Raw genomic sequence first — 11915 nt, 5'->3', positions numbered from 1 at the left:
CCCAACCAGACGCCCAGCGGAGCACCTATCGCGGCCCCCACGAGAAACCCACGCCCTGCTCCCTCGAGGTTCACGAAGTTGAAGCGGGACGGTGGATCCTCCCGCAAGCTCGTCGCGCCGATGAGCATTCCGGGGATCGCCGCCGCCATCGAGGTCGCGGCCATCAGTCCGAACTCAGCCGCGATGCGCCCCACATACCGTCCACCACTCTCCTCCCGAGGCGCGTCCACCAGCGGGGCCGGGCTGAGAGGCTGTGGGCTTGACGCCATCTCACCGGGCGGCGCTTCGGCTTCCGATGCACGGCCGACTCCTGGCGCGAGGAGGACCCATCCGAGCGCCACGAACGACGGCCCGGTCGACAGATGCCTGAGGGTATTCATGCCCCGTCGCCCAGCAAGAAGCTGGCCCTGTCCCAGTCTCCCCATCCTCGACGGCGCCCATGTCAGGGCTGTGCAATTCCTTGCACAATCCAGAGGTCGATGTGAACGCGGCTGCACAGCCTGGCGCGTACACGCTTCTCCAGTGGCTCCAAGGAAGGCACTGGCTCAGCCCATCCATCGGGAGGGGCTGACTCAGGTCTTGCTTCGAAGCCCGTTCCCCTCCCACGGCAGCGCGAGCTCGGTCAACCAGGAGGCGCTCTCCTGTGTGTCCACGCGCAGGAACGTCTCGCGCAGGGGAAGGGCTGGGGTGCGCTCCTTCGAGTGAAGGGATGCGAAGAGGCGAGCCCAGGATGGGCCCACGGACTGGGGCGCCCCTGAGTGGACGAGCGTGACTGCCTGGACCTCGGGCACCTCCTCGATGGTGACACCTCGCGGAGTGGCTCCCGGTGCCAGGGGGACACACCAGGACACGTCCGCGTCCTCCTCGCGGTACTCCGCCTCGTGAAGGAGGCAGAAGGGCGCACCGGCCACGTGGGGGCCGCACGCGGCGAACAGCCTGGGGAAGGCCACCGACGCGTCGGAGTACCGTCCCCGGGCCCGGTGCACGGCGACGCGGGCCGCGGGGAGCCAGCGCTCGAGGAGTGGCGGCGGTGCGCGCAGGTACGCCTCCGCCTGGGCCTGGTTTCGCAGCAGCGTGTCCAGCGCGAGCACGGAGCGGTGCGCGCTGGCGGCCTCGTCGGCGAGCCGGGCGCGCGCTCGCCCCAGTTGCTCCGCGAGCGAGGCGCCCGCCGCCACCTCCGTGAGCACTCCCTGAATCTCTTCCAGGGACAGTTTCAGGTCGCGCAGCGCGCGCAGCGTGTGGGCCAGGGCGATGTCGCGCTCGGTGTAGTAGCGATAGCCAGAGGAGGGGTCCACGCGCGAGGGTTCGAGCAGTCCCTTCTCCTGGTAGAAGCGCAGGGCCTTCACGGTCAGCCCGGTGATGCGCGAAGTCTCGCCAATGGAATACAGCAGTCCGCTCACCGCTCCTCCTCCAAGAGGAAGGCGCGCACAGTGGCCGCGAAGGACTCGGGTTGCTCCTCGAAAGGGAAGTGCCCGCTGTCCGCCAGCTCCACCAGTCGCGCGTGGGGAATCGCCTCTACCACACGCTCCGTGGCCGAGCGCGGCTGGAGGTCCTGGGCGCCATGGATGACGAGCGTGGGCGCGCGCACCCGGCGCAACCATTCCGTCCAGTCGTGATGCCGGCCCAGGCTCAGGTAGAGCCCCAGCGAGAGAAACCCTCCCGCGGCACCGGCGTCGGGAAGCTTCGCGTCGGGGCGGGCGTGCCGCGTGGCCTGGACGTACAGGGGGCCGAAGGCGGCGAAGTGCTCGGCGAGTCGGGCCTCGTCGTCCTTCAGGCGGGCAGGGAAGTCGAAGGTGTGCTTCAGCCACGCCGCCAGCTCGCGTTGGCCCGTTGCGTCCAACCGGGCCCTCACCTGGGTGAACAGGTCGCCATCACCCGCGGGCATCGTCACCAACGGGGCGGGTGCCACCAGCACGAGGGCCTCGACCCGCTCCGGCCACTCCGCGGCGTAGAGCGCGGCCACCAGGGCCCCGAAGGAGTGTCCCACGAGCGTGAGGCGCTCCTTGCCCAGCAGGCGCCGGATGCGCTCGAGGTCCGCGAGCTGCGCGGCGAGTCCCAATCGCAGCTCCACTGCCTGCATGGCCTGCCATGTGCCGCCAGGGGGCGCGTGGGTGAAGGGCCGCGAGGAGGCGCCGCAGCCTCGCTGGTCATAGAAGTGCCAGCGCAGGGCGTCACCCGTCATGGCCGCCGCGCGCCAGGGTTCCGCTGGCGGGAGTCCCGGGCCGCCATGCACGACGACGACGTCCCGCCCATCACCCACGGCCACGTGGTGGAGCCTTACGTCCGGCGACACCTGCCAGGACGGCCCATCCGCACGTTGTCCTGGGGGAACGTCCAGCGTTTCGCCCCGCGCGGCCATCAACTGCTCCACGGTGCCTGGTTGGAAGAGCGCTCGCCCCATCCACCACCAGGTGCCCGCTGCCGCCGCGACCAGCAGGACGAGTGTTCCAAGTACTCCCACCATGACCATCCTCCGAGACCTGTTTCCGGGTGACATGGCGCGGAGGGTGGCGGTCTCCCCTTGGGGGAGAGTCAAGCGGCGGAGGCCCGCGCGAGCATGGAATTCATCGCCCGCGGCCGGGCCTATGGCCGCGTGACGTGTACGAGGCTCGTCATGGCGTCCACGTACAGGGTCGTGTCGTCGGCATACAGCGGCAGCAGAGGCGTGACCGACACCTGGTTCAGCTTCGTCTTGCGGAGCTGCTGCGTGGCCGGGTCCTTGAACACGGCGAACGGGACATCCTGGATGACATAGGGCTCGCCATTGACGTGGCCGATGATCATCAAGACATGACCGGGAACGACGATGAGGTCACCCACCTGCGCTTGGGCCAGCGCGCGCAGCCGCTCGGCGTGCGAGTCCTGTGCAGTGAAGGGGCGGTGGTTCAGCGCCGCGCTCTTGCCTTGCATCCCGGAGTTGGGCGGCAGGAACAGCCCCAGGCTGCGGTACACCTCGCTGGTCAGTCCGCTGCAGTCACGTGCATTGAACTGGTGCCCCCAGCCGTATCGCTCGCCGAGGAACTTGAACGCCTGGCGGAGGATGTTGGCGCGTGTCATTGGCAGATAGCCCGGCGCGGTGTCGGCGGTACGGCGCAGCAGCGCGCTCTGGAACGCCAGTGTGCCGTCCTGCTCGCGCACCGGCAGCAGCACCGGCCACGATGCATAGCTGCTGGCGCCGTTGACGGGCTCACCGGGTGCCACGTCGGCCCGTGGCAGCGCGACCCCCATGTCGAGCTCGAGTTCGGACACCCCTGGTGCTTCCGGCGTGGAAACCGTGCGCACCTGGTCGCCCGTGACGACGCGCCCGGGCGCTTTCGCCACGTACGAGAACACCGCGTCCGCCGAGCCTTCCGCGACATCGGCGCGCCGGACCCATGCGGGACCCTGGGTCGTCATGACGAACAGCCATTGCTGGTCCGCGCTGTGGTGCGCGATGACGACCGGCTCGCCTGGGAAGAGGATGCCGGCCTGCAGGCTTTCGTAGTCGCGCAGGTTCTCCGCCGCGAAGAACTTCCGGTCGGACGGCAGTGACCGCAGGGTCGTGCGCCGCACGCTGAGGCCGTGGCGCGCGGTGGAGGCTTCGGGGATGTGTTCGGTCGCGGTGTTCTGGCGCGGCTCTTCGAGCATCGCCGCCGTCACCGGTCGGCCCTGTTCGTCGATGACTGCCTGGATGGGCGTCTGCTGCGCATCCTTGACCCAGCCGGCGACCTGCGCCCGCGTCAGCGTGTCCGGGATGCGCTTCAGGTCGATCAAGCCGCCATCCGGACCGAAGGCGCGCATGCGCTTGGCCGCCACCTGGTTGGCATCGAGCAGCACCTCGTCGGGAGACGGCGCGCGGCGAATCCAGAACTCGGGCGAAAGCATGTCTTCGCTGAACGCGGGCACCCCGGATGGAGACACGGCGAGCGCGGACGGCGCGGCGCAGGCGGCAAGGCTGGCGGTGGTCCCCATCACCGCGAGCGAGAGAATCCGCGTGCGCCATGTGCGTGCGCCGGCCCGGCACGTCGTCGCACGAGGCTGAGTGGAGGGGGATGCCAGGCGGCTCATTCGTTCAACTCCCAGAGGGGAAGACGGCTCATGTGGCCGTGCATGCGCGCGGGGGCGAGCAGGTCATCGCACTTGTAACTGGCTGCTCACCCTCAGGCACAACGAACTCTTGGCGAGAGCTATTTCGCAGGCGCGCGGCGTTTTCTCCGGGAGGCAGTCGCTCCAGAAGCTCCTCGAACGGACGGCTCGCCTTGTCGGCTGCTCGCCGCCTTCACAGGCCCACTGAGATGCCCCTCCGTCAGGGCTGTTGTCGCCTCGGAGTTCACGGCTCGTTCACTGGTCGCGACGCGCTGGCTCTCATGGCAGTGACGCGCTCGCGATGCGGCGACCGGGTTTGGGAGGCACACGGGTGCGCTTCTCGCACAAGCTCATGGCCACTCTCGCGGTCGGGCTCAGCCCAGCCCCGCCGTCACGCTCGCCACCAGCCAGAAGGTCCCCCTCACGATGTTGCCGGGCCGTAGCTGGGGCGTCGCCTCGTCTGCCGCCGCGAGGACGTCATAGGTGCCTCCATAGGTCCGCACGAGGGCGTGCTGGAACTGGTGGCCGGTGACGCCGTTGGTGCGCACGTCCGCGGCCTCCACCTGCCCGGCGAAGTAGGCCCGGGGCTCGACCGGGGGAGGAGTGCTGCTCTTCGACAGGAGCGAGGCAGGATTGGGGATGAAGAGCTTCGAGCCCCGCAGCGCCTTCCCCGGCTTGCGCGAGGTCAGGTAGGCCGCCTCGTCCGGCCAGGCCTGCAGCGACTCCGCGAAGGCGCACGGCGCAAGTTCCAGCACCATGCCGGGCCGGATGCGCTCGCGCACCAGCGCGAGGTCATCGAGCTGCGTGGCGAACGGGTAGAGGACGTGGCCTTCGGAGTCGACCATCTCTGCCTTCAGCGGGTCGCAGAGGCGGCAGCTCTCGTGGAGGGCGAAGTCGGTGGCGCGGACCCGCAGGCGCGACTCCGCCCGGAAGCCCGGGATGGCGCACTGCACCTTGTGCGCGTGGTTGAAGACGAAGCTGTAGCTCGCGCCTGAAGTGTCGGACCACACCTTCAACTCGTGGTCGCGTGTCGTGCCCGCGACCGTGGTGTGCTCCAGCAGGGAGTCCAGGACGCGCCCGAAGGCCGCCTTGTCGTTGGCGTGGATTCCGATGCAGGCGAGGTGGTTTGCCATCCACCGAAGGTAGCACGCGCCTGTTGCTCCACCGCGCCTCGCGGTTCGTCCAGGACTCGCCGCGAAATTGACCTGTGCTACCGTCGAAAACCTGCGCTCGCAGCACCGGGGGCCGTTGAAGTGCTTGATGGATTGGATTGCCGCGCCATGGCTGCAATAACGAATATCGCGACGCAGATTCGGCAGCACTGGCTGGAGCGGCACCTCAACGTCCAGCCGGTCGCGATGAAGGAACTCGTGGACGCGTGGCGGTCGCTTCCTGGCGTACTTCCAGAAGAATACGAGGCGTTCCTCCGCATCGCCGGGCTTCCAACGGATGAGGATGCCCAGGGGTTTCGTTTCTGGTTGCCCGGGGAACTTCGCGCGACCGCCGATGTTCTCCGAGACGCCGGGTACGGCTGCAACGCCACGGAGGCGTCTGTCATCTTCGTCGACTACTTTCAGCAGTCGTGGTGGTACGCGCTGTGGGTGTCAGGGCCATGGAAGGGATACGTGTCTCTCGTCCTGGGCACCAAGAGCGGCAATGATCCTCGGTTTCCGTTAGGGAGCCTGGAGGAATTCCTGCTGGCGTACATCAAGGACGACGAGGAATTTCTGTGTCGGGGGATGCCGAAGAAAGGCGAGGAGCGCTGACGTGGAGGCGAGGCCTGGCGCCCCGCGGCCCCTGCGCTGTCGAAGGTCTCAGCGGCGGTATAGGTTTCGCGCATGCGCGACCTGCAATCGCACCGATGGATGTGGATCAAGGCGAGCCTCTTTGTCGTCATCGGCCTGATGTCGTCGGCGCTCGTCCTCCTGCAGTTGCCAGAGTGGCGTGTCCTGCTCCTGCTCAGCCTCGCCATCTGGGCCTTCTGCCGCGCCTACTACTTCGCCTTCTACGTCATCGAAAAATACATCGACCCCTCATTTCGTTTCTCCGGCCTCGGCTCGGTCCTCCGCTACCTCATCAACAGGCGTTAGCGGTGCGCGCCAAGGTCGTTGTGGGATGCCCGTTCGAGTGCGGGGACCGAACAGGGGAGGCGCTCGCACCACGAGATGGGCAGCCGGCCGCACAGGTGTTCGGGGCGGGACGGCTACGTGTCAGCGCGCCTTGGCGACCGCCCCCGGTATGCGCCGGGAGGCATACCGGCCCACGCTCGGAAGGCTCGCGAGAAGGCCTCGTCGGAGGCGTAGCCAACGGTGCTGGCAATCACCTTGAGGCTCTGGTCAGACGACGCGAGGAGCTGTGCGGCGGCTCGCATGCGCCACGACGTGAGATACGCGAACGGCGTCTCCCCCACGGTGTCGTGGAAGGTCGCCGCGAAGGTCGACCGCGACATCATCGCCTCCTCCGCGAGACGTTCGAGCGTCCATGCTTCTCCTGGCGCGCGATGAATCGCAGCCAGCGCCTTCGTGATTGCCGGGTGTCCGACTCCTCGCAGCCAACTGGCGGTCCGAACATCGAGACCGATGCACGCGCGAACGACCTGAACGAAGAGGAGCTCCGCCAGCCGCGTCAGGACGAGTGAGGCCCCGGGCTTCCGGTCGATAGCCTCGGACGTGAGCGCGGCGACCAGATGCCGCGTCGCCCCCGAGAGCTCTTCGTGTTTCAAGCTCACGACTGGTGGCAGCGCGGTGTCGAAGAGGGCGCGGTCAATCTCGTCGACCTCGAGGGTCCCACAGATGACCTGGGTTCGCGCGCCGGTGCCGCCGCCGCGGAAGAAAGAGGTCGCGCTCTTGGACCTGGCGCGAAGCCGCTCGAAGGGCTCGGAGCGCGTCTTGTGCGAGTCCTTCAGCTCGTGCGCCATGCCCGCGCGGACCAGCGCAACACCGCCCGCCAGGAGGGGGAGGGCACGGCGATTCCCGCGCACGGAGAGGACGGCACTTCCTTCTGGGATGACGTAACAGACGTAGGCGCCGAGACCCTCGGTGCTGACGCCCCAGGGCGCCGCGAGCTCGCTCGCACCGAAGACGCTCGCGCGAAGCCTTACGGTGGAGAGAAGCGACGTCAGCGCATCGTCGGACGTTCCATCAACCATTCGAGACGCTTCGTAGCAGGTCGTCCGAGACCATGGCACCCGAACTTGAACTCCACGAGGTGCTGATGTCGAGAGACGTTAGAAGAAAGGCCTTCGTCTTCGCCGGTGGGACGAGTGGCATTGGTCGAGCCACCGCGCTCGCGATGGCGCGGCGACACGCGGACGTGCTCGTGTTGGGCCGAGATGCCACACGGGGCGAAGCCACGGCGAAGCTGCTGCGTGACGCCGGAGCCGGTGACGCGCGGTGGGCACGGGCAGACCTCTCGTCGGTCGCGGGCATCGAAGCCGCCGCCCGCGACATCCTGGCCTGGCGCAGGACGTTCGATGGCCTCATCCACTCGGCGATGAACGTGGACCTGCGGGCGCGGACGCGTCAGACGACGGCCGACGGCTACGAACACGCCTTCGGCCTGCAATACCTCGCGCGGGCCGGGCTCAACCTGAAGCTCGTCGATGCGCTCGCGGCGTCCGGAGATGGACGGATTCTTCACATCGGCGCCAGCCCTCCCGCGCGGCTCGTGCCGGATGTGGGCGATCTGCAATTCGAGCGTCGCAAGTGGACGCTCACGGCTTCGCTCATGTCGTCGCAGGTGCTCGGCTTCCTGCACGTTCAGGAGGCCGCGCGAAGGTGGAAAGACCTGCCCATCAGCATCGCGATTTCATGCGTAGGTCCTACGACGACCGACTCGATTCGCGAGCAGCCGTGGTGGGCCCGCGCGCTGTACGCACTCATCGCGACGACGCCGGAGCGCTCGGCTGAAAACGGCCTTCGTTTCCTGCTCGACGAGGATGTGCGGCTCGCGCGAGGTGCCGCGCTCAAGAGTCCGAAGAAATATCAGCCCACAGCGATTGCGTACGACGCCGAGCTGGCGGCCAGCGTCTGGAGGCTCACCGAGGCCATGCTGCGCCCGGGTTCGTGACTCGCGCCAGGATACGAACCAAGTGGGCGTCGAGTGAGTGTCACGTCACCGTGAGCAATCCACGAAGCACCACGACTCCAGAGCCGGAGAGCTCGGGCTCCGGTGTCAGGCGCACATGCAACAAACTGCGCCGGCCCATGTGAACACCCTGCTCGACGACGAGGGTCTTGTCCTCAGCGAGCAGGTTCTCCGAACCCAGGTAGGCGCACAGCGGCCCGGCGGCCGTGCCCGTCGCCGCGTCTTCCCAGAGACCGACCGTGGGGTTGAAGAAGCGCGCATAGGCTGTCCGTGGCGCGGCCGGGTCGAACGCGTAGACATAGCAGCCCTCGGCCCCCGCCGCCGCCAGCACCGAGAGCAACTTGTCACTCATGGGGCGAGCGCGATCAACAGTCAGCGCGTCTCGAACGCGAACCAGGAGATGACCTGCACCGGTGCTGGCGACGCGGGGCGCCGGGTGCGTCAGAACATCCGCGACAGGCACGGCAAGCGCCTCGGCCAGGGGGCCGACCTCATCAAGTGGCGGAGACAGCTTCAATGGTGACTGCTTCATCCGCCCGTGGATGCGGCCCGCACGTGCCTCGAGCGTGATGGGCAACACGTCTGTACCGATTTCCTGTTGGAAGGTCTTCGGCGCATCCAACGAACCGAGGGCTCCGTGCTCGGCGAGCCACAGCCAGGCCCCGAGCGCATTGTGCCCCGCTCCGAATATCTCCGAGCCGTTCGCGGTGAACGAGCGCAACTTCCAATCGGCACGTGTGCTCTTCAGGAGGAAGGTCGTCTCCGCCTGATTGAACTCGCCTGCGATGCGCCGAAGCGTGTCGTCGGGCAACGCGTCCGCGCCTTCGACGACCGCGAGAGGGTTGCCGCTCAGCGGAGTATCCGCGAACACATCGATCAGCCCGGATGCCAGCTCTGCCATGCGTCTTCTCCTCGGTCGTAGATGAGCTACATTCACCTTGCTCGGACCTGACGGAAACCTAATGAGGCTCGGGTGCCGCCGCAAAAGCGAAGTTCTCACCTTGAAGATGAGCTGGATTCAGCATGCCTCCGTACGAGCTTCCTCCCTTGAACGCGCTGCGCGCCTTCGACGCGGCCGCCCGACATTCCAGCTTCAAGGCCGCCGCCGCGGAGCTCTTCGTGACGCCCACGGCCATCAGCCACCAGGTCCGGCAGCTCGAAGCCTACCTGGGCGTGCGTGTGCTCGACCGGACGCCACGGTCCGTGTCCCTGACGCCGGCCGGCGCGGAGCTGTACGAGGCGGCCGCGGCGGGTTTCGCGGACATCAGCCGGGTTGTCTCACGCCTGCGCAAGGGCCCGACGCCCGTGACGCTGACACTCTCCGCCACCACGGGTTTCTTGAGCCAGTGGCTGGTGCCGCGTCTGGATGAGGTCCGCCGCCTCTTGCCGGACATCGAGTTCCGGCTGCATGCCGGGAACGCGCCCGTGGTGCTGAAAGCGGGCGAAGTCGATGTGGCCATCCGCTATGGCAGGGGCCCGTTTCCGGGGGCCGAGGCCACGGTGCTGAAGCGCGACACCTTCACCCCGGTGTGCAGCCCGAGACTCAAACTCACGCGCGCCAGCGACCTGCGCCGCGCGAAGCTCATCCACATCGACGGGCAGCGTGTGCCCAGACCCCCGCCGACGTGGGCACGCTGGTGTGCCGAGGCCGGAGTCACAGGGGTGGATACCGAGGCCGGCATCCGGTTCACGGACGGCCTGCATGCGGTTCAGGCCGCGCTCGCGGGGCAGGGGGTTGCCATCGTCAGCCGGGTCTTGGTGGCCGACGCCTTGTCCGCGGGACTGCTGAGCCAGCCGTTCGTCGAGGTTCTTCGCGGCGAGACCTATCACTTCGTCTGCGCGCCAGGCCTGAGTTCCCGTGCCGACGTCGTCGCCCTCCGGGAGTGGTTTCAACGCAACCTGATGACGCCCCCTTGATTCATACCTGTTCGCGGGTCGTCCCAGTCCGCGTGTAACGCATGGGAAGAATGCGCTTCGCGGGGTGCCTCAGCGTCGCGCCGACTTCTTGCGCCGACCGCCTTCGGCGGCGCCGAGCAGCATCACGTCGACGACGCGCTCGAGCGTCTCGTCGGTGCAGGTGTCATGGCGGAACAAAATCAGATTCCGGGCGCTGCCGAGCAGGAGGTCACGAACGAGCGGCATGTCGGTGTCCTTCGGGAGCTCGCCGCGCGCCACCGCCCGCTCGAACATCACGAGCGCGTTGCATTCGGAGCGTTCGATTCGCTCTTGGATGACCTTGCAGAGCTCTCCCGTGCCGCCACTGCCAGCGAAGAGCATGCGCATCAGCGACAGCACCACGGGGGAGCGGCAGACCGCGCGATAGCGGCGCAGGTAGTCGAGGAGATCGCCCCGGAGCGAGCCGGTGTTGGGGAAGCTGTCCTGGTCGGACACGCGTGCGAACGCGGCGAGCACCAGCGCCTCCGGAGTTTCCCAGCGGCGATAGATTGTCGTCTTGTTGACGGCGGCGCGCTCGGCGACCGCCTCGATTGACAGGTTCTCGTAGCCGACCCGCGCGACCTCTTCGAGGGTCGCCTCGAGAATCTTCGCGACCAGCGGCTCGCCCCGTTGCTGTTTCGAAGCCATCCCGAACGTTCTAGCACGAAAGCAACGAACAAGTTGCTTTGTCCTCCGGGGCCGTTACCTTCAGCAAAGCAACGAACTGGTTGCAATAAAGCGCCGGCCACGTTGCGATGAGGTGGGCCATGAAGACGGTTCTGGTGACGGGAGCCACGGGCAGACAGGGCGGAGCGGCCGCACGCGCACTGCGCGCCGACGGCGTCGCGGTGCGGGCGCTGGTCCGAAACCTGGAGGCGCCGGCAGTGGCGGGGCTCCGCGAGCACGGCGTCGAGATTGCCTCGGGGAATCTTGATGACCCGCCTTCGCTGCGCGCGGCCTGCCGCGGCGTCGACGCGGTCTTCTCGGTGCAGACGCCCGACCTCAAGGACCTCGGAGGCGACTCCGAGACGAGGCATGGGCGGAACCTCGTCGAGGCGGCGCTCGCCGAGCGCGTCCCGCAGTTCGTCCACACATCGGTCTCCGGCGCTGGCGACCATCATCGCGGCGTCCCCGGTTGGAAGGAGGGGCGCTGGAAGACGCTGGAGCATTATTGGGAGAGCAAGGCGTATCTCGACGAGCTCGTGAAGGACGCCGGCTTTCCGCACTGGACCGTGCTGCGGCCGTCCATGTTCATGGAGAACTTCGTGCGCCCGTCATTCCTCTTCGCGAACTGGGTGGAGGATCGGCTGCTGACCGTCCTCAAACCCGACACCCGGCTGTCGCTCATCTCCGTCGACGATATCGGCAAGGCGGTCGCGCGAATCATCGCCGAGCCGGAGCGCTTCGATGGCCGCAACCTCGAACTCGCCGGTGATGTCCGCTCGCTCCGCGAGATATCGGCGGTCCTCTCGGAGGCCTGGAAGACGAAGGTCGAGGCGCCCGACCTGACTCCAGAAGAGGCACTCGCACAGGGCCTCCTCCCCGCGTTCGTCCACTCGCAGCGCTACCTGAACGAAAATCCGAGTCCAGCCCGCCCCGACGAAGCGCGCGCCCTCGGCCTCTCGCCGCGGACCTTCGCGCAATGGGTCCACGCCACGTGGCCTTGAGGTGACCTCGCCGCTGAGCCACGCCTGTCCATGAACGTCAGGGCACACCAGGCGGGGCTTGGCGAGGAGTGCTCCTGCCGCGCGTTCGACACGCGGGCGCCGTGGCGCAGGCCTGTTGCCGAGAGCGAATAGGCGGAGTGGCCGCCCGCCATCTCCGCGCCG

General features: G+C 67.8%; 12 protein-coding genes. 5 read left to right on the top strand and 7 right to left on the bottom strand.

The window, feature by feature from the left end; translation table 11 throughout:
* Positions 1 to 572 precede the first annotated feature (572 nt).
* The 4 genes from FJV41_RS30305 to FJV41_RS30290 all read right to left on the bottom strand — a co-directional run bounded on the left by FJV41_RS30305 (position 573) and on the right by FJV41_RS30290 (position 5198).
* On the bottom strand, positions 573 to 1400 hold the full coding sequence (locus tag FJV41_RS30305; protein ID WP_141646063.1) for a MerR family transcriptional regulator: 828 nt from the start codon (positions 1398 to 1400) through the stop codon (positions 573 to 575).
* Positions 1397 to 2464: an alpha/beta fold hydrolase gene (locus tag FJV41_RS30300; RefSeq protein WP_141646062.1), complete on the bottom strand. Its 1068-nt coding sequence runs from the start codon at positions 2462 to 2464 to the stop codon at positions 1397 to 1399. The genes FJV41_RS30305 and FJV41_RS30300 overlap by 4 nt, the downstream gene beginning before the upstream one ends.
* A gap of 119 nt (positions 2465 to 2583) precedes the next feature.
* The gene (locus tag FJV41_RS30295) at positions 2584 to 4047 is read right to left on the bottom strand and encodes an SH3 domain-containing protein (RefSeq protein ID WP_246137515.1); all 1464 of its coding nucleotides are present in this window, start codon (positions 4045 to 4047) and stop codon (positions 2584 to 2586) included.
* 392 nt (positions 4048 to 4439) lie between these two features.
* The gene (locus FJV41_RS30290) at positions 4440 to 5198 is read right to left on the bottom strand and encodes a hypothetical protein (RefSeq protein ID WP_246137514.1); all 759 of its coding nucleotides are present in this window, start codon (positions 5196 to 5198) and stop codon (positions 4440 to 4442) included.
* A gap of 120 nt (positions 5199 to 5318) precedes the next feature.
* Between FJV41_RS30290 and FJV41_RS30285 the strand changes: the two genes are divergently transcribed.
* On the top strand, positions 5319 to 5831 hold the full coding sequence (locus tag FJV41_RS30285; RefSeq protein ID WP_141646061.1) for a hypothetical protein: 513 nt from the start codon (positions 5319 to 5321) through the stop codon (positions 5829 to 5831).
* Between the two features lie 72 nt (positions 5832 to 5903).
* Positions 5904 to 6155 carry a hypothetical protein gene (locus tag FJV41_RS30280; protein ID WP_141646060.1) on the top strand — a complete coding sequence of 84 codons (252 nt, stop codon included), beginning with the start codon at positions 5904 to 5906 and terminating at the stop codon, positions 6153 to 6155.
* Positions 6156 to 6268: 113 nt separating this feature from the next.
* Here FJV41_RS30280 and FJV41_RS30275 read toward each other — a convergent pair whose 3' ends face one another.
* Positions 6269 to 7213 carry an AraC family transcriptional regulator gene (locus FJV41_RS30275; RefSeq protein ID WP_141646059.1) on the bottom strand — a complete coding sequence of 315 codons (945 nt, stop codon included), beginning with the start codon at positions 7211 to 7213 and terminating at the stop codon, positions 6269 to 6271.
* A 32-nt stretch (positions 7214 to 7245) separates the two neighbouring features.
* Here FJV41_RS30275 and FJV41_RS30270 point away from each other — a divergent pair, with 32 nt between their 5' ends.
* A complete protein-coding gene (locus FJV41_RS30270; RefSeq protein WP_141646058.1) occupies positions 7246 to 8133 on the top strand; it encodes an SDR family NAD(P)-dependent oxidoreductase in 888 nt (295 codons plus the stop codon).
* Between the two features lie 40 nt (positions 8134 to 8173).
* Here FJV41_RS30270 and FJV41_RS30265 read toward each other — a convergent pair whose 3' ends face one another.
* The gene (locus FJV41_RS30265) at positions 8174 to 9052 is read right to left on the bottom strand and encodes a PhzF family phenazine biosynthesis protein (RefSeq protein WP_141646057.1); all 879 of its coding nucleotides are present in this window, start codon (positions 9050 to 9052) and stop codon (positions 8174 to 8176) included.
* A 122-nt stretch (positions 9053 to 9174) separates the two neighbouring features.
* Between FJV41_RS30265 and FJV41_RS30260 the strand changes: the two genes are divergently transcribed.
* Positions 9175 to 10068 (top strand): LysR substrate-binding domain-containing protein, encoded by an 894-nt coding sequence (locus FJV41_RS30260; RefSeq protein WP_141646056.1) that lies wholly within the window; start codon positions 9175 to 9177, stop codon positions 10066 to 10068.
* Positions 10069 to 10137: 69 nt separating this feature from the next.
* On the opposite strand, the gene FJV41_RS30255 is transcribed toward FJV41_RS30260, so the two are convergent.
* On the bottom strand, positions 10138 to 10734 hold the full coding sequence (locus FJV41_RS30255; RefSeq protein ID WP_141646055.1) for a TetR/AcrR family transcriptional regulator: 597 nt from the start codon (positions 10732 to 10734) through the stop codon (positions 10138 to 10140).
* Positions 10735 to 10853: 119 nt separating this feature from the next.
* Here FJV41_RS30255 and FJV41_RS30250 point away from each other — a divergent pair, with 119 nt between their 5' ends.
* Entirely contained in the window at positions 10854 to 11753 is a 900-nt protein-coding gene (locus tag FJV41_RS30250; RefSeq protein WP_141646054.1) for an NmrA family NAD(P)-binding protein, read from the top strand.
* The last annotated feature ends 162 nt before the right edge of the window (positions 11754 to 11915 follow it).

The sequence above is a fragment of the Myxococcus llanfairpwllgwyngyllgogerychwyrndrobwllllantysiliogogogochensis genome (assembly GCF_006636215.1).
GTDB classification, from domain to species: domain Bacteria; phylum Myxococcota; class Myxococcia; order Myxococcales; family Myxococcaceae; genus Myxococcus; species Myxococcus llanfairpwllgwyngyllgogerychwyrndrobwllllantysiliogogogochensis.
This window is presented reverse-complemented; position numbering and strand designations above follow the sequence as displayed.

Excerpts from the sequence above, each read along its gene's own strand:
- FJV41_RS30300 (WP_141646062.1), bottom strand. The coding sequence starts at position 2,464 with ATGGTGGGAGTACTTGGAACACTCGTCCTGCTGGTCGCGGCGGCAGCG.
- FJV41_RS30295 (WP_246137515.1), bottom strand. The coding sequence starts at position 4,047 with ATGAGCCGCCTGGCATCCCCCTCCACTCAGCCTCGTGCGACGACGTGC.
- FJV41_RS30290 (WP_246137514.1), bottom strand. The coding sequence starts at position 5,198 with ATGGCAAACCACCTCGCCTGCATCGGAATCCACGCCAACGACAAGGCG.
- FJV41_RS30280 (WP_141646060.1), top strand. The coding sequence starts at position 5,904 with ATGCGCGACCTGCAATCGCACCGATGGATGTGGATCAAGGCGAGCCTC.
- FJV41_RS30275 (WP_141646059.1), bottom strand. The coding sequence starts at position 7,213 with ATGGTTGATGGAACGTCCGACGATGCGCTGACGTCGCTTCTCTCCACC.
- FJV41_RS30270 (WP_141646058.1), top strand. The coding sequence starts at position 7,246 with ATGGCACCCGAACTTGAACTCCACGAGGTGCTGATGTCGAGAGACGTT.
- FJV41_RS30265 (WP_141646057.1), bottom strand. The coding sequence starts at position 9,052 with ATGGCAGAGCTGGCATCCGGGCTGATCGATGTGTTCGCGGATACTCCG.
- FJV41_RS30260 (WP_141646056.1), top strand. The coding sequence starts at position 9,175 with ATGCCTCCGTACGAGCTTCCTCCCTTGAACGCGCTGCGCGCCTTCGAC.
- FJV41_RS30255 (WP_141646055.1), bottom strand. The coding sequence starts at position 10,734 with ATGGCTTCGAAACAGCAACGGGGCGAGCCGCTGGTCGCGAAGATTCTC.
- FJV41_RS30250 (WP_141646054.1), top strand. The coding sequence starts at position 10,854 with ATGAAGACGGTTCTGGTGACGGGAGCCACGGGCAGACAGGGCGGAGCG.